Annotated in this window: 17 protein-coding genes and 1 pseudogene; 3 read left to right on the top strand and 15 right to left on the bottom strand. The window is 68.7% G+C overall.

The features are described from left to right. Positions 1-25: 25 nt before the first annotated feature. The 11 genes from DFR50_RS21170 to DFR50_RS21120 form a co-directional block, all read right to left on the bottom strand. On the bottom strand, positions 26-259 hold the full coding sequence (locus tag DFR50_RS21170) for a hypothetical protein (protein ID WP_113891261.1): 234 nt from the start codon (positions 257-259) through the stop codon (positions 26-28). Beyond that, positions 256-783 carry an RNA polymerase sigma factor gene (locus DFR50_RS21165; protein WP_113891260.1) on the bottom strand — a complete coding sequence of 176 codons (528 nt, stop codon included), beginning with the start codon at positions 781-783 and terminating at the stop codon, positions 256-258. The genes DFR50_RS21170 and DFR50_RS21165 overlap by 4 nt, the downstream gene beginning before the upstream one ends. A gap of 9 nt (positions 784-792) precedes the next feature. Further along, a complete protein-coding gene (locus tag DFR50_RS21160; protein ID WP_113891259.1) occupies positions 793-1,002 on the bottom strand; it encodes a YgaP family membrane protein in 210 nt (69 codons plus the stop codon). Between the two features lie 220 nt (positions 1,003-1,222). Further along, a complete protein-coding gene (locus tag DFR50_RS21155; RefSeq protein ID WP_113891258.1) occupies positions 1,223-2,533 on the bottom strand; it encodes an Nramp family divalent metal transporter in 1,311 nt (436 codons plus the stop codon). A gap of 80 nt (positions 2,534-2,613) precedes the next feature. Next, positions 2,614-3,573 (bottom strand): Gfo/Idh/MocA family oxidoreductase, encoded by a 960-nt coding sequence (locus DFR50_RS21150; protein ID WP_113891257.1) that lies wholly within the window; start codon positions 3,571-3,573, stop codon positions 2,614-2,616. Between the two features lie 74 nt (positions 3,574-3,647). After that, a complete protein-coding gene (locus DFR50_RS21145) occupies positions 3,648-4,505 on the bottom strand; it encodes a class III extradiol dioxygenase subunit beta (protein WP_113891256.1) in 858 nt (285 codons plus the stop codon). A 34-nt stretch (positions 4,506-4,539) separates the two neighbouring features. Continuing rightward, entirely contained in the window at positions 4,540-4,953 is a 414-nt protein-coding gene (gene ligA / locus DFR50_RS21140; RefSeq protein ID WP_113891255.1) for a protocatechuate 4,5-dioxygenase subunit alpha, read from the bottom strand. A gap of 2 nt (positions 4,954-4,955) precedes the next feature. Next, entirely contained in the window at positions 4,956-5,903 is a 948-nt protein-coding gene (locus tag DFR50_RS21135; RefSeq protein WP_113891254.1) for an amidohydrolase family protein, read from the bottom strand. A gap of 11 nt (positions 5,904-5,914) precedes the next feature. Next, positions 5,915-6,598, bottom strand: a complete 684-nt coding sequence (ligK, locus tag DFR50_RS21130) for a 4-carboxy-4-hydroxy-2-oxoadipate aldolase/oxaloacetate decarboxylase (protein WP_113891253.1) — start codon at positions 6,596-6,598, stop codon at positions 5,915-5,917. A gap of 23 nt (positions 6,599-6,621) precedes the next feature. Further along, positions 6,622-7,650 carry an amidohydrolase family protein gene (locus tag DFR50_RS21125; RefSeq protein WP_113891252.1) on the bottom strand — a complete coding sequence of 343 codons (1,029 nt, stop codon included), beginning with the start codon at positions 7,648-7,650 and terminating at the stop codon, positions 6,622-6,624. Positions 7,651-8,156: 506 nt separating this feature from the next. After that, positions 8,157-10,679, bottom strand: a complete 2,523-nt coding sequence (locus DFR50_RS21120; protein WP_113891251.1) for a beta strand repeat-containing protein — start codon at positions 10,677-10,679, stop codon at positions 8,157-8,159. Positions 10,680-11,010: 331 nt separating this feature from the next. On the opposite strand from DFR50_RS21120, the gene DFR50_RS21115 reads away from it, so the two are divergent. Further along, positions 11,011-12,303: a M16 family metallopeptidase gene (locus DFR50_RS21115; RefSeq protein ID WP_113891250.1), complete on the top strand. Its 1,293-nt coding sequence runs from the start codon at positions 11,011-11,013 to the stop codon at positions 12,301-12,303. A 35-nt stretch (positions 12,304-12,338) separates the two neighbouring features. Beyond that, a complete protein-coding gene (locus DFR50_RS21110; RefSeq protein WP_113891249.1) occupies positions 12,339-13,622 on the top strand; it encodes a M16 family metallopeptidase in 1,284 nt (427 codons plus the stop codon). A gap of 312 nt (positions 13,623-13,934) precedes the next feature. Here DFR50_RS21110 and DFR50_RS21100 read toward each other — a convergent pair whose 3' ends face one another. The 4 genes and pseudogenes from DFR50_RS21100 to DFR50_RS21085 form a co-directional block, all read right to left on the bottom strand. Continuing rightward, positions 13,935-16,067, bottom strand: a complete 2,133-nt coding sequence (locus DFR50_RS21100; RefSeq protein WP_113891248.1) for a PAS domain-containing sensor histidine kinase — start codon at positions 16,065-16,067, stop codon at positions 13,935-13,937. A 201-nt stretch (positions 16,068-16,268) separates the two neighbouring features. Further along, entirely contained in the window at positions 16,269-17,246 is a 978-nt protein-coding gene (locus DFR50_RS21095; protein ID WP_210208991.1) for a polysaccharide deacetylase family protein, read from the bottom strand. 124 nt (positions 17,247-17,370) lie between these two features. Further along, complete coding sequence (preA, locus tag DFR50_RS21090; protein ID WP_113891246.1) at positions 17,371-18,678, bottom strand: NAD-dependent dihydropyrimidine dehydrogenase subunit PreA; 1,308 nt, start codon at positions 18,676-18,678, stop codon at positions 17,371-17,373. 3 nt (positions 18,679-18,681) lie between these two features. Continuing rightward, a pseudogene (locus tag DFR50_RS21085) lies at positions 18,682-20,059 on the bottom strand (NAD(P)-dependent oxidoreductase); the annotation flags it as partial. 243 nt (positions 20,060-20,302) lie between these two features. On the opposite strand from DFR50_RS21085, the gene DFR50_RS21080 reads away from it, so the two are divergent. Continuing rightward, positions 20,303-20,872: a hypothetical protein gene (locus DFR50_RS21080; RefSeq protein WP_113891244.1), complete on the top strand. Its 570-nt coding sequence runs from the start codon at positions 20,303-20,305 to the stop codon at positions 20,870-20,872. Positions 20,873-20,946: the final 74 nt, after the last annotated feature.

Genomic DNA, 20,946 nt, shown 5'->3' with positions numbered 1-20,946 from the left:
CGGGCGACCGGCCCCGGGCGAGGCGCTAGGGACGCTTGGCCCGCATCGTTTCGAAGAGCCCGATCGTCCAGCAGACCGGGCAGCCGCGCAGCGCGACCAGCGCAACCGCGCCCGCGGCGAGCGAGGCCCACGGATGCGAGTCCTCGCCGACCGTCGCCCAAGTCAGGAGAAGCGCGGCGACCGCCCCGCGCGCCACATGGGCGGTCATGCTTGCGCTGCCGAACAGCGAATGCTCGCGTCGCCGCAAATCGATCGTCATCGGTCCTCTCCGTCCGTCAGGTAATCGCGCAAGAGAACGCGGGCGCGCCGCAGCCTGCTCTTCGTCGCCTCACGGCCGAGCCCGATGCGGGCGGAGATTTCGCCGATGGTCATCTCCTCGAAATCCCGCAACAGGACGACTTCGCGGTGCGTCGCGGGCAGCGATTCGAGCGCGGCGACGAGATCGAGCCGCAGGTCGAGCGGGGAAACGTGGGCGAGGCGTCCGCGCTCCTCGACGTCGCCGAGCTCCTCGACGCCGCGCATCAGCATCAGAGCGGGCAACATACAGAGGCGGCCGACGATTTTCATCAGCCATGCCGCAAAGGCAGCCGGACTGCGGACGGCGCCGACCCGGCGATAGACGACGATCAGCGCCTCCTGCACGACGTCTTCGAGGGCGGACGAGCTGTGACACAGCCTGCGCGCGTAGCGGCGGATGTCCGGCCGCAATTGCCCGAGCAATTGGGTGAGCGCCTGATTGTCGCCGGCCTGGGCCGCGAGCAGCAACTCCGGGGAGACGGGCATCGCCGAGGCTTACCGGTCGCCGGGGCGCTTGCGGCCCGCGACCGCGCAGGCCGGGCAATAGCCGACCAGCCCGGTCATCGCGGTGAAGGCCCCGGCGCCGACCAGCAAAATGCCCAGCATCGACATCTTCAGTCCGATCGCTCCGCACAGCGCCATCAGGGCGCCGGCCAACAGCCGGCTCCAGCGTTCGAGTCCACCGACGTTTTTCCGATACCACATTGAAAAAGTCTCCCTCGCCTTGAGCGCCCCTCGAGCAGGAGCGTTCAGAGGTCAAGAGAGCCCGCCGGCGGCTTCGGGTTCGCGCCAGTCAGAAATTGATTCGCCGCGCACGATCCGGACCATCACCGCGGCGCCGCGGTCGTCGGAGCTGCAGCGCGCCCGGTTCGGCGGGCGTCACGCCCGCGCCCGGCTGGTCATCCACCCGGTCCGAGGCCGCGCCTCACCCCGCCGCCAGCCCCGGGATCGGCACGCCGAGCGTCTGCAGGATCAGCACGACGTTGAGCGCCAGGATCGCGACCGTCCCGGTCACGGCCGCGGCCTGCATCAGGCGCGAGTTGGCGAAGGCGCCCATGATGTCGCGCCGGCTGGTGAACACCACGACCGCGATCATCGGCGCCGGCAGGGCGAGACTCAGCGCCACCTGCGAATAGACCAGCGCATCGGTGGCGTTGACGCCGAGCGCGACGACGACGAACGCCGGGACCATGGTGATCAGCCGGCGCGCCAGCACCGGGATCTTGAAGCCGACGAAGCCCTGCATCACCATCTGGCCCGCCATCGTGCCGACGGCGGAACTCGAAATGCCCGACGCGAGCAGCGAGGTCAGGAACACCGCCGCGGCGGCCGGGCCGAGGATCGGGGTCAGGGTGGCATAGGCGGTCTCGATCTCGGCCACGTCGCTGTGGCCGGCGTGAAAGGCGCTCGCCGCCATCATCACCATCGCCATGTTGACGAGACCGGCGGCGGTCAGCGCGACGATCACCTCGATATTGGAGAAGCGGACCAGCATGCGCCGCTCGCGGTCGTCGCGCGCGGCGCCGCGCACGCTGGTCAGACCCGAATGCAGGAAGATCGCGTGCGGCATCACGGTGGCGCCGACGATGCCGACGGCGAGCGTCAGCGCCGCCGCGTCCGGCAGCTGCGGCGTCACCAGGCCGCGGCCGGCGGCGGCCCAATCCACCGGCGCGATGACGAGTTCGACGAGATAGCACAGGCCTATGGTGGCGACGAAGGCGCCGATCACCATCTCCAGCGGCCGAAAACCCCAGCGCTCGATATGAAGGATGGCGAGGGTCAGGAGCGCGACGATTCCCATGCCGATCAGCATCGGAATGTGCAGGAGCAGCGACAGGCCGACCGCGCCGCCGATGAACTCGGCGAGGTCAGTCGCCATGGCGGCGAATTCGCTGATCGCCCAGAGCGCATAGACGAGCGGCTTCGGCAGCCGGTCGCGGCACAATTCCGCGAGGTTGCGCCGCGTCACGATGCCGAGCTTGGCCGACAGCGCCTGGAACAGCATGGCGATGGCGTTGGCGATCAGCACGACCCAAAGGAGCGCGTAGCCGTAGCGCGCGCCGGCCTGGATGTTGGTCGCGAAATTGCCCGGATCCATATAGGCGATCGAGGCGATCACCGCGGGGCCGACGAACAGCAGCGCCGAGAACCGCGGGCCGCGTCCGGCCAGCGTCTCCTGGATCGCCAGGCGGGTTCGATCGGTGACGGTGTCGTTCTTCAGGGTCGCATTCGTCATTGCTTCACCGGCGGCCGTTCGCCGAAGTCAAGATGGAGTCCGGACGCCGCAGGGTCAAGGGCTCGGCAGCCCCACAGCCCTCACCCCGCCGCGAGCTGCGCCTCGAGCGCGGCGAGCGTCCGATAGCAGGGCAGCACGTCGGCGACGCTGGCGACGGGCTCGCGCCCCTCGCGGATGGCGGCGAAGAATTCCCGGTCCTGCAACTCGATGCCGTTCATCGACACGTCGACCTTGCTCACGTCGATCTTTTCCTCCTTGCCGGTGAACAGGTCGTCGTAGCGGGCGATGTAAGTCGCGCTGTCGCCGATGTAGCGGAAGAAGGTGCCGAGCGGACCGTCGTTGTTGAAAGACAGGGAGAGCGTGCAGATCGCGCCGTTCTCGGCCTTGAGCTGGATGCTCATGTCCATCGCGATGCCGAGCGTGGGATGGATCGGCCCTTCGATCGCGTTCGCCTTGACGATCGAAGAGCCCGCCTGCCAGGCGAACAGGTCGACGGTATGCGCCGCGTGGTGCCAGAGCAGGTGGTCGGTCCAGCTGCGCGGCTGGCCGAGCGCGTTCATGTTGGTGCGGCGGAAGAAGTAGGTCTGCACGTCCATCTGCTGGATATGGAATTCCCCGGCGAGGATGCGCTGGCGCACGAACTGATGGCTCGGGTTGAAGCGCCGGGTGTGGCCGACCATGGCGACGAGGCCCGTCTCTTTCTGCTTCGCCGCCACCGCCTCGGCGTCCGCGAGACGGTCGGCGAGCGGGATCTCGACCTGGACGTGCTTGCCGGCGTCGAGGCACTGGAGCGCCTGGGCGGCGTGCATCTGGGTCGGCGTGGCGAGGATCACGGCGTCGAGGCCGGGCTGCTCCAGCGTCTCGGACAGCTCGGTGGTCACGTGGCCGACGCCGTAGTGTTTCGCCGCCGCCTCGGTCTTGTCGCGCTCGCGGCCGACGAGCGAGATCACCTCGACGCCGTCGATCAGCCGGATCGCGTCGAGGTGCTTGAGGCCGAAGGCGCCCGCCCCGGCGAGCGCGACTTTGATGGTCCTGGTCATATGTGCTCCCCGAGCTGGGCGCTGTTGTAGGGCGGGGTCGGCGACCCCGCCTCGGCGCGGTCAGCGACCGCGCCCTACACGGCCTCTTCCAGAATGAGATGGCCGACGGCGGTGTTGGACGCCGGCACGTGATAGAAGCGGTGCGCGACCTTCGGCTTCGGGCCGCCGGCGACGTCCGCCATCGCGCCGCGCGCGATCAGCCACATCACCAGTTCGATCCCTTCCGAGCCCGCTTCGCGCACATAGTCGATGTTCGGCATCCGCGCGAGGCCCGCGGGATCGTCGATCAGCCGGTCGAGGAAGGCGTTGTCCCATTCCCGGTTGATCAGCCCGGCGCGCGGCCCCTGGAGTTGATGGCTCATGCCGCCGGTGCCCCACACCTGGACGTTGAGGTCCTCGGGATAGCTGCGGATCGCCCGGCCGATCGCCTGCCCGAGCGCGAAGCAGCGCGCCCCCGAGGGCGCCGGGTGCACCACCACGTTGACCGCGAACGGAATCACCTTGCACGGCCATGCGTCGACCTTGCCGAACACGCAGCTCAGCGGAACCGTGAGGCCGTGGTCGACATCGATCTCGTTGACCATGGTCAGGTCGAAGTCCTGCTGGATCACCTCCGAGGCGATGTGCGCGGCGAGCTCCGGATGGCCGACGACGGTCGGCACCGGGCGGGCGCCGTAGCCCTCGTCGGCGGGCGCGAATTCCGGGCCGGTCATGATGGCGAAGGTCGGGATCATCGCCAGGCTGAAGGCGGTGGCGTGGTCGTTGTAGACCAGCACGACGACGTCGGGCTTCTGCCGCTTCATCCAGTCCTTGTCGAAGTCGTAGCCGGCGAACACCGGCTTCCAGTAGTCCTCGTGCGTCCGGCCGAGGTCGAAGGCCGCGCCGATGGCCGGGATGTGCGAGGTGTAGAGCGAGGCGGTGATGCGGGCCATGGGTCGCTTGTCCTTGTCGGGTCAAAAGGGGAGGTCAGTCCTTCCGGGGACGCTGCGCGTCGCCGTCCTCGCCGATCCTTCGGTTGCCCTCGATCGAGCGCCCCCCCTTGATCATCATCTCGCGATAGGCCTCTTCGCTCATGCCGGTCATCGAGCCCGCCATCTGCTGAAAGCTCTTGCCGTCGGTCGCGCCGATCTTCGACAGAAAGTAGATGTTGCCGCCGAGCGCCATCATCCGGTTCAGGTCGCGGTCGATCACCGCCTGCTTCTGCGCCTCGGTGAGCTTCCAGCCGTCGAGATAGGCGCGCTCGTCGGCCTTGAACTTCGCGCGGTTCTCAGCCTTCATCAGCGACATGCAGAACTGGTTCAGCCAGTACCCCTTGCGCGCCTGCTCGGCGTCGAACACGATCGTGCCGGGGATCTCGTGAAACGCCTTGTCGAGCGCCATCGTCAGACTCCTGTTTCCTCGGGCCAGTAGAGTCGCATCGGATTGTCGACGAGAAGTCGGCGCTGCAAGTCCGCCGTCGGGGCGATCGAGGGCAGGATGTCGACCAGCAGCCCGTCGTCGGGCATGTGGTCCTTGAGATTGGGGTGCGGCCAGTCGGTGCCCCAGATCACCCGCTCGGGGAAGGTCTCCACGACCTTGCGGGCGAACGGGGCGAAGTCGCGATAGGGCCGCCGCTCGCCGTTCAGCGCCGGCGGTCCCGACACCGACAGGCGCTCGGCGCCGGACACTTTCGCCCAGACGTTGGGGTTGTCGCGCATGAATTTCAGGAACAGCGCGAAGTCCGGCCCGTCGACCGGCTTGGTCACGTCCGGCCGGCCCATGTGGTCGACGACCACGGTCGTCGGCAGGGCGGTGAAGAAGTCCCAGAGTTCCGGCAGGTCGACCGCCTCGAAATAGATCACCACGTGCCAGCCGAGCCGGGCGATCCGGCCGGCGATCTCCATCAGCTCGTCCTTGGGCGTGAAGTCGACGAGGCGCTTGACGAAGTTGAACCGGACGCCGCGCACGCCCGCGTCGTGCAGGCGCTGAAGCGCCTCGTCGGTCACGCTCCGGCGCACCGTCGCGACGCCTCGGGCGCGCCCGCCGCTCGCGAGGCAGGCGTCGACCATGGCGCTGTTGTCGGCCCCGTGGCAGGTCGCCTGCACGATCACGTTGCGGGCGAAGCCGAGATGATCGCGCAGCGCGAAGAGCTGCGCCTTGCTCGCGTCGCAGGGCGTGTATTTTCGTTCCGGCGCGTAAGCGAACTCCGCCCCGGGTCCGAACACGTGGCAGTGCGAATCGACGCTGCCCGGAGGCAGGACGAAATCGGGCCGGCTCGGGCCCTCGCACCAGTCGAGCCAGCCTCTGGTCTTTTCGAACGGCCCGCTGACGGGCTTGTCTGCCTGGGTCATGAGCGTCGCCTTCAGTCGAGGTATTTCAGGCCGGCTTTGGCGAGCGGCTCGCGCATCGCGTACATGTCGAGGCCGAGCACGCCGGAGGCGAGCTTTTCCCGCTTCTCGCCTTCGTTGGCCTCGCGCGCGGCGGCCGCGGCCGCGGTCTTCTCCGCCCATTCCCTCGGAACCACCACCACCCCGTCGTCGTCGGCGACGATGGCGTCGCCGGGATTGACGAGGGCGCCGGCGCAGACCACCGGAATGTTGACCGAGCCCAGCGTCGCCTTCACCGTCCCCTTGGCGCTCACGCACTTGCTCCACACCGGGAAGCCCATCTCGGTCAGCGTCCTCACGTCGCGCACGCCCGCGTCGATGATCAGCGCCCGGGCGCCGCGCGCCTTGAAAGAGGTCGCGAGCAGGTCGCCGAAGTAGCCGTCCGTGCATTCGGCGGTGATCGCCGCCACCACCACGTCGCCGGGCTGGATCTGTTCGGCGACGACGTGCATCATCCAGTTGTCGCCCGGGTGCAGCAGCACCGTCACCGCCGCGCCGGACACCTGGGCGCCGGGATAGATCGGGCGCATGTACGGCTGCATCAGGCCGACGCGGCCCATCGCCTCGTGGACGGTCGCGACGCCGAAGCCCGCGAGCCGGTCGACCGACGCACGGTCGGCGCGTTGAATGGCGCGTCGAACGACGCCGAGCTCAGTCATGACGCTTCTCCTTGTCGGGTCGCTTATCGACCCTGGGCCTTCAGCGCGGCGTCGAGGCGCGGATAGACGCGGCGCGCGTTGCCTTCATAGACTTTGTAGCGCTCTTCGGGCGAGAGGTTCGCGGCCGCCTCGATGTAGCGCTTCGTGTCGTCGTAGTTGTGGCCGGTCTCGGGGTCGACGCCGCGCACCGCGCCGATCATCTCGCTGGCGAACAGGATGTTGTCGACCGGAATGACCGTCGTCAGCAGGTCGATCCCCGGCTGATGGTAGACGCAGGTGTCGAAAAAGACATTCTTGAGCAGGTGCTCCCCGAGCAGCGGCTTCTTCAATTCCTGCGCCAGGCCGCGGTAGCGGCCCCAGTGATAGGGCGCAGCGCCCCCGCCGTGCGGAACGACGAACCGGAGCGTCGGAAAGTCCTTGAACAGGTCGCCCTGGATGAACTGCATCACCGCCGTGGTGTCGGCGTTGATGTAGTGCGCGCCGGTGGTGTGGAAGCAGGGGTTGCAGCTGGTCGAAACGTGAACCATCGCCGGAATGTCGTATTCGACCATTTTTTCATAGATCGGATACCAGTGTCGGTCGGTGAGCGGCGGGCTCGTCCACCAGCCGCCCGACGGGTCGGGATTGAGGTTGATGGCGACGAAGCCGTAGTCCCGGACGCACCTTTCCAGCTCGGGGATGCAGGTCTTCGGATCGACGCCCGGGCTCTGCGGCAGCATCGCCGCGCCGATGAAATTGTCGGGAAAGAGCGTTGCGACCCGATGGATCAGCTCGTTGCAGATCGCGGCCCACGTCGAGCTCACGGAAAAATCGCCGATGTGATGGGCCATGAAGCTCGCGCGGGGCGAGAAGATGGTCAGATCGGCGCCGCGCTCGCGCATGAACCGGAGCTGGTTCGTCTCGATCGAGTCCCGCAGCTCGTCGTCGCTGATCTTCAGCTCGGACGGCTTCGGCATCACGGAGGGATCCTTGATCCCCGCGATCTGCCGGTTGCGCCAGTCTTCCAGCGCCTTCGGCGCCGTCGTGTAATGCCCGTGACAGTCGATGATCATGGTCCTGGATTGCCTCGCGTGTCTCTCAAGCGTTCGTTCGGCCGGAAAGGTGGGCGAGGGACCCGCGCCCGCGTCGCCGGCGACCGCCCGAGGGTCGCCCGCAGGTTCTGGAGCGTGCAGACGCCCGGCCGCGCCGGGCGTCCGCCGCGTCGCGACCATGACGCCGAGGTCGGCCCTGCTGTCCCCCTGTGTCGCCGCACCGGATCGCGTTCCTCCCTCCGTCGGCCCCGCCGAGGCCAACGCCGGCTCGGGGTCTTGGCCCAACTGCGTGCGGCGACCCGCGAATCGGCTGTCCGGCGTTCGGCCGGCGCCGCTTCAGGTTCGCCGCATGGGTGAGAAAAATCTACCCCGGCGAGCGTCTCCGCGCCAGCGCGTTGACGCCGGGCGGGCGCCGTTCGCGCGCGCAAAGATCGGACGCCTCGCCGACGCCGAAGCCGACCCCGGCGAGGCGCGGATGGTCCGATCTTTCGCCTCCCGCGCGCCTCGAGCCGGCGGCCTCGCTGCGCTCAGACCGGCTTTACCGAGACCAGCGTGATTTCGGTGCCGGTCTGCCCCGTCGTTCCGATCTGATGGCCGTCGCTGGTGAACGACCAGGCGAGATTGTTGGCGGACAGATAGGCCGCGGAATAGTTGCCCTGGAGGAAGAGGTACGAGCTCGTCTGCGTTCCATTGCTGACGCTCAGACCGCCGTCGAGCGTCCCGAAGCTCGCATTGGCGCCGAGCGCCATATGCCCCGAGGCGTAGGCGAAGTCGCGCAGGTCGATCGAATCGCCTGCAGCGAGACCGTAGACATTGCCGTAGAAAGGCGATGTCGCGTTCGGCGCGCCGTAGTTGTCGAGGATCAGGGTCCCTCCCGAGCCGCCGCCGAAATGGACGTCGTTGTCGGCCGTGGCGGCGAATTCGACCGAACCCGACCCGTTGATGTCGGTGACGCCGCCGCCGTAGACCGCGCCCTTGGCCACGATCTTGCTGCCCGCGTCGGCGATCAGCGCCCCGGCATTGTATATGGCTGTGTCGATCGTCAACCCGGCCGCCGAGTCGGATTGGATCGTTCCGCCGTTGTTGAGGAACGTCGTGGAGGTCGTGGCGTTGAAGGGGGCCGAATTGAGCGTGAGGCCGCCCGGGCCGGTCGCGTCGATGGTCGCCCCGACGGCGTTGTTGATCGTCATGGACGCGTCTCCGATCACGCCCGAGCCCTCGATCGTGTCGCCCCTGTTGTTCAGCGTCGCGCCGTTCGTCGATGACGCGCCGGGCCCGCTGAGAATGGAATTCTCCGCGCCTCCGAGAACGATCGTTCCCCCTCCCAGTAGGGTCCAGATCTGGCCGGCCGCGATGTCGACCCCCGTGGCGGCGGTCGACCCGTTGAGGTCCACCGCCCCCGCGCCCGTCCAGTGGTCGTCAACGACGAGGGTCGAATTGTTGGCGACGGTCACGGTTCCGTTGTTGAGCACTTTGTCTTCGAGGACGTCGAGAGAATCGCCGGACGTCGTGCCGACCTTGCCGCCCGACGAGATCGACAGATAGGCTTGGTGGGAGATGGCCGCGTTGTTGTCGAGGACGACGCTCCCGGAGCCAATCGTCTCGACGACGCCGCCGCCGCTGCTGACCTGGGCGCCGTTCAGCGTCAGCGCGCCGGCGCCGCTCGCGATCAGGTAACCGGCGTTGCCGAAAGCGCCGCCGATCGTCAGGCCGCCGGCGCCGGTCGTCTCGACCGTTCCGGCGCTGTAGTCGCTCGATTCGCTGCCCGCGGCGACAGCCGAACTGTCGCCCACGATCGTCAGCCCGACGGAATCGTCCGCGTTCACGACGCCGGTCGGCGCGACATACAGTCGGAGCCACGAGTCGCCGATCGTGCCCGCTCCGTTGATCGTCGCGTAATCGCTGAGTTGTTGACCTTCGAGGTTGCTGTCGATCAGGTTTTGTGCGCTGTTGGAGAGTGTGACCGTCCCGCCGTAGACGCTGGCGCCGTTGTTGAACACTTCGAGCGTCGAACCCGCGAGCGACAGGCCGCCCGCGCCGGAGTTATAAACAGACGCGTTGAGGTTGAGCGTCGAATTGTTGGCGACGGCGATCGTCCCGGCGTTCTCGATCGTCCCGGACAGGACGTCTCCGACATAGGCGTTGTTCGCCCCGACGGCCGCCGTATTTCCGGAGGTCGTGGCGATCTTTCCGCCAGACGCGACCGTGATGACGCCGTTGAGGCTGATCCCGCCGATGTTGAGCACGGCGACGGCGCCCTTTGCGACGGTCAGCGTTCCCAGGCCCTCGACGTCGGCGTCGAGCGTCAGCGCGCCAGTCCCGGTGTCCAGCAACCGGCCGTCCTGATACAGGAGGCTCGCGATCGTGAGCCCGCCCGTCCCGGTGTTTTCGAGCAGACCCTGGTTCCCGATCGCGTTCGCGCCGGTGTTGAGGACGAGCGCGGCGGCGCCGTTGGCGTTGATCACGCCGTTGTGATCGTTCAGCAGAATGAGGCCGTTTCCGCCCGTCGCGCCGGCGCCGTTGCCGATCTGGCCCGATCCGGAAATCGTCCCGTTCTTGTTTTCCAGCGTGTTCCCGCCGCCTGTCGTCGCGCCGCCAATCTGGGCGTTGCCGGACAGCGCGACGGTCGCGCCGTTGAAGAGGCCCATCCAGGGGGCGAGAACCTGCAGTCGCGCCAGGGCGCCCGTCGAACCGATGTTCAGAGTCCCGGACCCGTTGATCTCGGCCGAGTCGCCGCTGGGGCTGCCCGCTTCGCCGAAGTTCAGCGTCGCGCCGGCGCCGACGTGGATCGTTCCGAGAAGGTAGGCATTCGAATACCAGGCCGAGGTTCCGAAAACGGTGAAGACGCCGCCGGTGAGATTGAGCGTCGCGTTCGGGTCGACCTCGAGAAAATCCACAGTCTCGTTGGTCGAACTCGTGACCGTGTAGGCCACGCCGAGCGCGGGCAGATCCGCGTCGGTCGTTGCGCCGGGAACGGCGCCGCCGCTCCAGTCGCCAGCCGTCCCGAACGGACCGCCAGCCTTGTTTTTCCAGGAAGAAAGGACGCCCATGACGTTGCCTCCGACACCCGCCGAACAGGAAACTCTTCGGCAGTGGTATTTACTGTCAACAATGGTTGCTGCGCTGGAAAAAGTCAAAGCGACTCTGGTCTGTCAACATGCGGTCTCACGACGCGCTTCCCGGGCGCGCAAAGACCCCGAATTCGCGGACTGGCGACCCTGTCCCGATCGGCGGCGGCAGGCGCCTGGCGAATCTGGCCGACGGACGCCACAAGCTTTCGCTCCCCGACTCGCAACCGGCTTTCCGGCGCCCTATATGTCGAAAAATTGACGTCACGGTCGTCGTTACGGCCGCGAGCCCCCCGAACCTCCCGGACCTTCGATGACCGCGCACGCCCCAGTCCCTCAGGTCGCCCATTTCACCCTGAAGAACGGCCTCGAGGTCGTGGTCATTCCCGACCACCGCGCCCCCGTCGTCACCCACATGGTCTGGTACCGCAACGGCGCCGCCGACGATCCGCCGGGCAAGTCCGGCATCGCCCATTTCCTCGAGCACCTGATGTTCAAGGGCACCGCAGCCCACCCGAAAGGCGAGTTCTCCGAATATGTCGCCTCGATCGGCGGACAGGAGAACGCCTTCACCGGGCCCGACTTCACCGCCTATTTCCAGCAGGTCGCCAAGGAGCACCTGAAGACGTGCATGGCGTTCGAGGCCGACCGGATGACCGGCCTCGTGCTGACCGACGACGTCGTCGCGCCCGAGCGCGACGTGGTGCTGGAAGAACGCCGGATGCATTGCGACACCGATCCCGGCGCGCAGCTCGGCGAAGCGGTGCAGGCGACGCTGTTCACCCATCACCCCTACGGCGTGCCGATCATCGGCTGGAGCCACGAGATCGAGGGCCTCGGCCGCGAGGACGCGCTCGCCTATTACCAGCGCTTCTACACGCCGGAGAACGCCATTCTCGTCGTCGCCGGCGACGCCGACCCGGCCGAGACGCTGGCGCTGGCCGAGGAGACCTACGGCAAGGTCGCCTCGCGCGGCGAACCGCCCCGGCGCGTCCGCCCGCTGGAGCCGCCGTCGGTCGCCGACCGGCTCGTCACCGTGCGCGACGAGAAGGTTCAGCAGCCGAATTGGCAGCGCCATTACCTCGTCCCGTCGTGCCGCACCGCGGCGGAAGGCGAATCGGAAGCGCTCGACGTGCTCGGCCACCTGCTCGGCGGCGGCCAGACGAGTCTCCTCTATCGCGATCTGGTGATGGAGCAGAAGCTCGCGGTCTCGTCCTGGGCCTATTACCACGGCACGGCGCTCGACCAGAGCCGGTTCATCGCCAACGCGTCGCCCGCGCCCGGCGTGAGCCTCGAGGCGCTCGACAAGGCGTTCGACCGCGTGCTGGCGAAGTTCCTGGTCGAGGGCGTGGACGAGAGCGCGCTCGAGCGGGCCAAGACCCGCCTCGTCGCCGACGCGATCTACGCCCGCGACAGCCAGTCCGACCTCGCCCGCTGGTACGGCTCCTCGCTCGCGCTCGGCCAGACGATCCGCGACGTCGAGGACTGGTCGTCGAAGATCGAGGCGGTCGACGCCGAAGCGGTGCTCGCCGTCGCGCGAAAATGGCTGGTCGGCAAGCCCGCCGTCACCGGACATCTCCTGCCGCTCGAAGCCGAGGCCGCGTAAGCGGCCCGACTGACCATCCCGTTCGGAAACGCCCCATGCAAAAGCACGCCGTCGTCTCGTCGCCCGAAACCGCCGTCAACGTGAAGCCGCTGGTCACCCCGCGCGGCCTGATCGTCTGGCTGGTCGAATCCTACGCCGTTCCTCTGGTCTCGCTCGACTTCGCCATGCGCGGCGGCGCCGCGCAGGACCCGCCGGACAAGGCCGGCCTCGCCATGCTGACCGCGAGCCTGCTCGACGAGGGCGCGGGCGATCTCGATTCGCAGGCCTTCCAGAGAGCCATGGACGAGAAGGCGGTGGAGATCAGCTTTCGCAACGACCGCGAGCACATGTCGGGGCGGATGCGCACGCTGGTGAAGAACCTCGATCGCGCCGCCGAGTTGCTGCGGCTGGCGCTGAACGCGCCGCGCTTCGACGAGGAGCCTTTCTTACGGGTGCGCGAGCACGCCAACGCGCGTCTGCGCCACGACGCCAACGATCCGGCGACGCTGGCCGCGCGCGCCTGGCGGTCGAACGCCTTCCCCGGCCATCCGTACGGCTTGCCCGCCGACGGGACGCTGGAGACGCTGGCCAAGATCGAGCGCGCCGACCTCGTGGCGGCGGCGAGGCGGGTGATCGCGCGCGACAAACTGGTGATCTCGGTGGTCGGGGCGATCGACGAAAAGGGCGCGGCGGCGCTGGTCGACCGGGTGTTCGCCGAGCTGCCGGCCGCGGGCGACCTCGAGACCGTTCCCGAGGCGCCGTTCGGCGCGCTCGGGCGGATCGACACGGTGGCGCTCGACGTGCCGCAGTCGACCATCCGTTTCGGTCGCCCCGGCCTCAAGCGCGACGATCCCGATTTCATCCCGAGCCTGGTGGCGGCGCACGTGCTCGGCGGTCACGGCAACATGACCTCGCGCCTGTTCCGCGAGGTGCGCGAGAAGCGCGGCCTCGCCTACACCGTGTTCGGCGCCTTCTACGCCCTCGACCACGGCGGCTTCTTCTACGGCGGCACCACCACCAAGAACGAGCGGGCGCGCGAGAGCTTCGACGTCGCCTCGGCCGAGATCCGCGACGTGGCGCTGAACGGGCTCGGCGAGGAGGAACTCGAGAAGGGCAAGACCTATTTGATCGGCTCCTATCCGCTGCGCTTCGACACCTCGCTCAAGATCGCGGCGCAGCTGGTGCTGATCCAGCTCGAAGGCCGCGCGCCGGACTGGCTGGTCGAGCGCAACCGCCAGATCGGCGCGGTGACCGGCGCCGACGTCCGGCGCGCCGCCGCCCGCGCCTTCGGCGACGGCTCGCTGTACACGACGGTGGTCGGCAAGCCCGAGGGGTTTTGAGGGGCAAAGCGTCCGGGGCGGCGCAGGCGGGGACGCCGTCGTTGCTGGCGACCCCGATTCGAGCCGTCGCGGAGCCCGAGGCGGGTCGTCGGGAACCGCGTGGGTCTATGCCTCCCAGTCCTCGACCCCGAGCCCCGGCACGCGCTCGAATTCCGATCGGTTCGATGTGACGAGAACGGCGCCTCGGCGACGGGCCTGCGCGGCGATCAGCTCGGCGCGTCTCGCACCTCATCGCAAGCCCATGTCCGCCGAAGAACCGGGCCTTTTCGGCGCCAGGGGGAACGCGCGCGGCTTTCCTGAGGCGCGCGCGCCTCAGCCCATCATCGCCGCGCTGGCGGCCGGGCATCGCAACCGCCACGAGACGCCCTCCTCGGCGAAGCGGTACTCGACCTCGCCGCCGAGCGCCGAGCGCACGAGGCGCTCGACCAGAATCGAGCCGAAACCGCGCGTCGCCGGCGGGCTGACCGGCGGGCCGCCGCGCTCGGTCCACTCGAGCCGGAATATCGACTCGCCGTCGCGGTTCCGCTCCAGGGCCCAGACGACGTCGATCCAGCCGGCCTCGTTCGAAAGCGCCCCGTATTTCGCCGCGTTGGTCGCCAGTTCGTGGAACGCCATGCCGAGCGTCTGCGCCGCCGAGGCGGTCACCGCCACCTCGTCGCCCTTCGCCCGCACCCGCTCGTCGAGCCCGCCGAAATGGGCGAGCTGCGACGCCAGCAGGTCCTTGACCGTCACCTCGCGCCAGTCGTGGCGGACGAGAAGGTCCTGCGCGGCGGCGATCGCCTGGAGCCGCTGCTCGAACCGTTGCAGGAAGTCGCCCGGACTGCGCGCGGCGGTCTGGCGCGCCACGCTCTGAATCAGCGCCAGCGAATTCTTGGCCCGATGGTTGATCTCGTGCAGCAGCACCTGCTGCTGCGCCTCATGGCGCTTGTGCTCGCTCATGTCGGTGACGAGGGTGATGACGTGCGACGGTCGGCCGCGCGCGTCGCGCAGCAGCGACACGTGCTTGCGCGCCCACAGGACTTCGCCGTTCTCGCGCAGGTAGCGATTGTCGATCTCGAAGGCGGACCTCTCGCCGGCGACGAGCTTCGCCATCTCGGCGATCTTCTCCGGACGGTCCTCGGGATGGAGGAATTCGGCGAACGACCGTCCGACGAGGTCCTCCGCCCGGCGACCGACCATCGCGGCGTAGGCCGGGTTGCACGACACGTAGCGTCCGTCGAGATCGGCGATGGAGATCCCGGTGGCGGCGTTCTCGAACACCCCGCGGAAGCGCGCCTCGCTTTCGGCCAGAGCCTCCTCCGCGCGCTTCCGCCCGCTGATGTCCTGGACGGTTCCGAGAAAATGGGTCACGGCGCCGTCGGGCCCGCGCTGCGGGCGATAGTTGACGACGAACGTCATCGGCCGCCCGCTGACCGGGTCGATGTCCTCGACCTCCGTTCCCTCGATCGCCTCGCCCCGGGCGAGACGCGGCTCGAGCGCGCGCAGGGTCTCGACGGTAACGTCGGACAGGACCTCCTCGGCGCGCTTGCCGATCATCTCGGCGGCGGGCTTGTGGTTGATCTCCGCCAGCCGTTCGTTGACCCGCACGAAGCGGAAGTCGCGGTCGAACAGGACGATGCCGATCGGCGCGGCATTGTAGAGCGCTTCGACCTCCCGCGCGCGGGCGCTGGCGCTGGCCTCGCTCGCCCGCAGCGCCGCCTCGGCGCGCTTGAGATCCTCGATGTCGGTATTGCTGCCGAACCATTTGCGGATCCGGCCGGATGCGTCGCGCAAGGGAACCGCCAGCGTGCGGAACCATCGGTACGCGCCGTCGTGACGGCGAATGCGGAACTCGACTGCGAGGTTCAGGCCGTTGCCGGCCGCTTCGCGCCAGCGCGTCGCGGCGCGCTCCCGGTCGTCGGGGTGCAGGCGGTCCTGCCATCCGTACCCCAGTTGCTCCGCCTCCGGCGCGCCCGTGTAGGCCAGCCACTGCGGGCTGAGGTAGTCGCAGGCGCCCGTCGAATCGCAGGTCCAGACGAGCTGGGGCAGCGATTCCGCCACCTCGCGGAAATCGATCGTCGAGAGGTCGCGCGCGACGGCGAGCGGCCGCCGCTGCGTCGTGACGTCGATATGGACGCCCTGAAGGATCGGGGATCGGTCGGTCCCCCGCTCGACGACGCCGCGGTCGTGAATGTGGCGGATCGCGCCGTCGGGCCGGACGATCCGGAACTCACGCGCGAACGGTCCGCCCGCGGCGAGCAGCGCGCGCGTCGCCAGCGCGACCGCCTGACGGTCGTCGGGATGAATGAACGCATCGAATTCCACGCCGTCGGGAAGCGCGTCGAGGCCATAAAGCCGGGCCAGCTCCTCGGACCAGATCAGACGCTGTTCCGCGAACCGCCATTGGTAAGCCCCGATCCCTGGAAGGCGTATGTTTTCGATGCATAGATTCTGGTTGAACTGCATGGCGAGCGCCCGTGACCCAGTCCAAGAGATGTAAGATACCCTGGACAAGGTCAAGACGGCGCGACACTCGATAAACACTCCTCTCCGGAGCGTCACAGTCTGGACATGCCGTGAATCGGCCGCATCCGGGACGGCGGCCCGAATGAATTTGCGCCCCGGGACCTTTTACTGCGGTCGGATGGCCGGTTGTACGAGCCGCCGCTATTGCGGCGCGGCGGTCAGCGGCTCGAGCGGACGCGCGATCGCGCCGCGGGCGACGTCGGCGGCGAAGCGCCGCAACCCTTCCGGCTCGTTGCCGTTCGGATGGACGAGGACGATCGAGCCCGGCCCTGGCTTCTGGCCGATCGCCAGCCACGCGTCGGCGCCGAGGGTGACGAGATGGAAGCGGCGGACCGTCTGCATAAGCGGGTCCGAGGACACGAGGCCGGGGAAGCGGAAGAACAGCGACGGCGTCTCGCCGTTGGCGATCAGCAGCCGTTCGGTGTCGAGAATCTCGCGCTCCGGATCGACCCGCCGGCTCAGGAGGAAGTTCGAGGCGTCGGGGATCTTGCGCCGATAGGGGTGGGTGAAGGTGTGGTTGACCCAGAGGATGGCGAGTCGTCCGGAGTCGCGCTGGTCGGTCAGCCAGCGAAAGTCGGCGCCGTGGCGCTCGAGCCACAGCCCGGAGATCGACAGCGCCACCGGAGCGTGCGGGCCGGTGGTCTCGAGCTCCGCGAAAAAACCGCGATCGAGCGGACGGGCGCTCGGGCAGAGGTCGCCGGTGACGAAGGCGCCGGCGGGCGCGCCGCGGACGAGGCCCGCGTTCTCCAGAAAGCCGCGATGGGCGATCCCCGGCGCCCCGGCCGAGGCCGCGATCGCCCGGCCCATCCGGGTCGGCGCGAGTTCGTCCTCGCTCGCGTCGCGGCAGGTCCAGCACGCCGCCCGTTCGAGCCGGGTGGTCAGCGCCTCGGGGTCGGCGAGCAGCGCCAGCCTTTCGCCGCCGACCGTGAGGGTCCGGATGGCGAAGGCGCGGCGTCCGTCCTCCGAGGAGCAGACCTGAAGCGTCGGCCGGTAGTCGCCGACGGCGGCGAGACCGCCGGGGGACGGCGCAGCCTTGACGGCGCAGTCGGCGGCCGGGGCGGCGCGGGAAAGACCAGCGAGGACGGCGAGGGCGGCGAGCAAACAGAGAAAGCGGGGCAAAGGCGGGACGCGGGTTGAGGAGCGAAGGCGGGGCAGGCTTATCGGAACCAGGCGCCGGTCGCCAGCCGACGCCGAACGCCGTTGAGACATCTCCGGCCAGGCTTTCGAGCCGGAAGGGCCTTGGCTACTCCGCCGCCTTCACGGCCGGGTTGTTCGGGTGCGCGGTCCACGGCAGCGGCGCCCGCTCGTAGGCGAGGCCGGTGCGCGGATCGACCCCCTGCGTCTGGTGGTCGAGCGTGATGCAGCCCTCGACCGGACAGACGAGCACGCACAAATTGCAGCCGACGCATTCGCTCTCGTTCACCTCGAACACCCGTCCGCCGTCGAGCTTCGCCACGATCGCCTGGTGCGAGGTGTCCTCGCACACGATGTGGCAGCGACCGCACTTGATGCAAAGATCCTGATGGATGTGGGCCTTGGCGACGTAATTGAGGTTCAGATGCTGCCAGTCGGTGATCGAGGCGACCGCGCGGCCGCGAAAATCGTCGATTCGCGCGTAGCCCTTGCGGTCCATGTAGGCGGCGAGGCCCGACGTCAGCTCCTCGACGATCCGGAATCCATAGGTCATCGCCGCGGTGCAGACCTGCACCGTGCCGGCGCCGAGCGCGATGTATTCGGCGGCGTCGCGCCACGTCGTCACCCCGCCGATCGCCGAGATCGGCAGGCCTCTGGTCACGGAGTCGCGGGCGATCTCCGCCACCATCGCGAGCGCGATCGGCTTCACCGCCGGCCCGCACATGCCGCCGTGGGTGCCCTTGCCGTCGATCGCCACGTCGGGCGTCATCCGGTCGAGATCGATCCCCATGATCGAATTGACGGTGTTGATCAGCGACACCGCGTCGGCGCCGCCCTGTTTCGCCGCCCGCGCCGGCTGGCGGATGTCGGAGATGTTGGGGGTCAGCTTGACGATCACCGGCATGCGGGTGTGCGCCTTGCACCAGCGCGCGACCATCTCGACGTATTCGGGCACCTGTCCGACCGCCGAGCCCATGCCGCGCTCCGACATGCCGTGCGGGCAGCCGAAATTGAGCTCGATCCCGTCGCACTCGGTTTCCTCGACCCGGGCGAGGATCGCCTTCCACGATTCTTCGTCGCACGGCACCATCAGCGACGTCACCAGCGCCCGGTCGGGCCAGGCGCGCTTGACCTCCTTGATCTCGCGCAGATTGATCTCGAGGTCGCGGTCGGTGATCAATTCGATGTTGTTGAGCGCGATCAGCCGGCGGTCGGGGCCGTGGATGGCGCCGTAGCGCGCGCCCGACACGTTGACCACCGGCGGCCCGGCCTCCCCAAGCGTCTTCCACACCACGCCGCCCCAGCCGGCGCGGAAGGCGCGCTCGACGTTGACCTTGCGGTCGGTGGGCGGGGCGGAGGCGAGCCAGAACGGGTTCGGCGACTTGATGCCGAGAAAATCGCTGCGCAGATCGGCCATGGGACCCTCGCGTTGTTCAGGCTGCGACGCCGAGCGCCGAAAGAATGGAGCGCGCGGCCCGCTTGCCGTCCTCGACCGCGGCGACCGTCAGGTCCTCGCCGCCGAGCGCGCAGTCGCCGCCGGCCCAGACGCCGGGGACGCTGGTGCGCCGCTCGGCGTCGACCACGATGCGGCCGTCCTTCACCTCGACGCCGGCGCTGTCGAGCGCCTCGAGCGCGCCGCGCTGGCCGATGGCGGTGAACAGCATGTCGGCCTCGATGCGGAACACCGAGCCCGGCGCCGCCAGCACGCCCTCGTGCTCGTGGGTGTCCTCGAACAAGACGCCGCTGAACACGCCCGCGTGGCTCTCGATCGCCACCGGCCGCGCCCAGGTGCGAATCACCACGCCGTTGGTCTGGGCGAGCTCGCGCTCGAACCGGCTCGCCTTCATCTGCTCCTCGCCGCGCCGATAGACGATCGTCACGTTCTGAGCCCCGAGCTTCTTCGACTGCACCGCGATGTCGATCGCGGTCATGCCGCCGCCGATGACGACGACGCGGCGCCCCACCGGCAGCAGCGTCAGGTCCGGGGCCTGGCGCAGCGCGCCGATATACTCGACCGCGTCGGCGACGTTCTCGAGCTCGGCTTCGCCCGGCAGGCCGAGCTTGTTGGTCGCTCCGAGCCCCATCGCCAGGAAGGTCGCGTCGTAGTCGCGGCGAAGATCGTCGAGCCCGACGTGCTCGCCGAGCCTGACGCCGTAGAGCGCCTCGATCCCGCCGACCGAGAGAATGAACGCCGCCTCCTTCGCCGCGAAATCGTCGACCGACTTGTAGGCGGCGATGCCGTATTCGTTGAGGCCGCCCGGCTTCGGGCGCGCCTCGAAGATCGTCGATTCGACCCCCGCGAGGCTGAGCGCGTGAGCGCAGGCGAGGCCGGCCGGACCGGCGCCGACGATCGCGACCCGCTTTCCGGTCGGCGCGGCGCGGGTGAAGGGCGAGCGTCCGGTCTCGATCAGGGCGTCGGTCGCCCAGCGCTGCAGAAGCCCGATTCGGACCGGCTTGCCCTCCGCTTCCTCGCGCACGCAGGCTTCCTCGCACAAAGTCTCGGTCGGACAGACCCGCGCGCACATGCCGCCCATGATGTTGGCGTCGAAGATCGTCCGGGCCGCGCCGGCGCGGTTGTCGGCGGCGATCTGGCGGATGAACAGGGGGATGTCGATCGCGGTCGGGCAGGCCTGCTGGCACGGCGCGTCGAAGCAGAAATAGCAGCGATCGGCCTCGACCCTGGCCTCGTGCGGGCCGAGCGGCGGATGGAGGTCGGAAAAATTCGCGTCGAGGGTCTTTCGGTCCAGCCGCGCGGTGGCGACGTCGGACAGTCCCTGGGGGCGGGCGGCGATCGGCATGGCGTCTCCCGGAAAGGCCACCGCGACCGACGGGCGCGGGGCAAACCTGACCGAATGGTCAAGTCTTTCGCGGCGCGTCCCTCCTGTCAAGCGCCTGTCATCGTGGCCGCAAATCCCGCGTCCTTTTTGAGGTCGCCGCGGGCGCGCCGCGCCCGCCAACGACAGGGGCGGCGTTTCATAAAACTGTCGCCGGACCGTCGGACTGTGCGCGTTCGAAGCGGTTCGGGGTTCCGGCGGGCGGGCATGAAAATCTTCAAGGTCGTCGTCTTCGCGCTGCTGGCGCTCAACGTCGTCGTGTTTCTCTGGAACGCCCCGCAGCACGAGGCGTTCGACCAGCTCGGCTGGGTGATCCTGCTTTCGACGTTTCTGTACGAGACGTCGGCGCTGGACAAGGCCTACGCCTCGCCGCTGGAAAAGTACGGACTCTACGCCGCCCTCGCGGTCGGCTACGGCCTGGCCATTTTCGCCTGTTATTCCTATTGGTCGGCCGGCGACACGCTCGGCTTCCTGAACTCCTGCACCTGGCTCTCGGTGTGCGCCGTGCTCGCCTACGACGTCTATGCGCCGGGCGAATACGGCGGCCTCGAATGGCGCGTGCGCAACGGGGTGAAGATCGCCCTGTACGCGGCGCTCGTCGCCTACGCCGCGACCTGGGCCTGGAGGGGCTTCGTCAGCGACGGCGGCCTCAGCGGCTTCCTCGATTTCTACGACGCCGCCCTCTGGATCGTCTGCTTCGCGGTGATCGAGCTCAACGTGTTCAATTTCGAGACCAGCGAAGAGGCGCCGGCGGCGGCGCGCGTCACGGCGTCCTGACACGCCGGGGAAACCGGCGACCCGCGCCTGCGGGACCGGAATGTCGACATCGCTCGGAAATCGGCGCCCCCGGA

It is taken from the genome of Roseiarcus fermentans (assembly GCF_003315135.1).
In the GTDB taxonomy this organism is placed as follows: domain Bacteria; phylum Pseudomonadota; class Alphaproteobacteria; order Rhizobiales; family Beijerinckiaceae; genus Roseiarcus; species Roseiarcus fermentans.
Note: the sequence above shows the minus strand (reverse complement) of the source record. Positions and strands in the feature narration are given on the sequence as shown.

What these genes read in the sequence shown, in the direction of transcription:
- ligK (WP_113891253.1), bottom strand. Translation starts at nt 6,598, where the DNA reads ATGACTGAGCTCGGCGTCGTTCGACGCGCCATTCAACGCGCCGACCGT.
- DFR50_RS21165 (WP_113891260.1), bottom strand. Translation starts at nt 783, where the DNA reads ATGCCCGTCTCCCCGGAGTTGCTGCTCGCGGCCCAGGCCGGCGACAAT.
- DFR50_RS21135 (WP_113891254.1), bottom strand. Translation starts at nt 5,903, where the DNA reads ATGACCCAGGCAGACAAGCCCGTCAGCGGGCCGTTCGAAAAGACCAGA.
- ligA (WP_113891255.1), bottom strand. Translation starts at nt 4,953, where the DNA reads ATGGCGCTCGACAAGGCGTTTCACGAGATCCCCGGCACGATCGTGTTC.
- preA (WP_113891246.1), bottom strand. Translation starts at nt 18,678, where the DNA reads ATGGCCGATCTGCGCAGCGATTTTCTCGGCATCAAGTCGCCGAACCCG.
- DFR50_RS21110 (WP_113891249.1), top strand. Translation starts at nt 12,339, where the DNA reads ATGCAAAAGCACGCCGTCGTCTCGTCGCCCGAAACCGCCGTCAACGTG.
- DFR50_RS21145 (WP_113891256.1), bottom strand. Translation starts at nt 4,505, where the DNA reads ATGGCCCGCATCACCGCCTCGCTCTACACCTCGCACATCCCGGCCATC.
- DFR50_RS21115 (WP_113891250.1), top strand. Translation starts at nt 11,011, where the DNA reads ATGACCGCGCACGCCCCAGTCCCTCAGGTCGCCCATTTCACCCTGAAG.
- DFR50_RS21155 (WP_113891258.1), bottom strand. Translation starts at nt 2,533, where the DNA reads ATGACGAATGCGACCCTGAAGAACGACACCGTCACCGATCGAACCCGC.
- DFR50_RS21160 (WP_113891259.1), bottom strand. Translation starts at nt 1,002, where the DNA reads ATGTGGTATCGGAAAAACGTCGGTGGACTCGAACGCTGGAGCCGGCTG.
- DFR50_RS21100 (WP_113891248.1), bottom strand. Translation starts at nt 16,067, where the DNA reads ATGCAGTTCAACCAGAATCTATGCATCGAAAACATACGCCTTCCAGGG.
- DFR50_RS21080 (WP_113891244.1), top strand. Translation starts at nt 20,303, where the DNA reads ATGAAAATCTTCAAGGTCGTCGTCTTCGCGCTGCTGGCGCTCAACGTC.
- DFR50_RS21125 (WP_113891252.1), bottom strand. Translation starts at nt 7,650, where the DNA reads ATGATCATCGACTGTCACGGGCATTACACGACGGCGCCGAAGGCGCTG.
- DFR50_RS21170 (WP_113891261.1), bottom strand. Translation starts at nt 259, where the DNA reads ATGACGATCGATTTGCGGCGACGCGAGCATTCGCTGTTCGGCAGCGCA.
- DFR50_RS21150 (WP_113891257.1), bottom strand. Translation starts at nt 3,573, where the DNA reads ATGACCAGGACCATCAAAGTCGCGCTCGCCGGGGCGGGCGCCTTCGGC.
- DFR50_RS21120 (WP_113891251.1), bottom strand. Translation starts at nt 10,679, where the DNA reads ATGGGCGTCCTTTCTTCCTGGAAAAACAAGGCTGGCGGTCCGTTCGGG.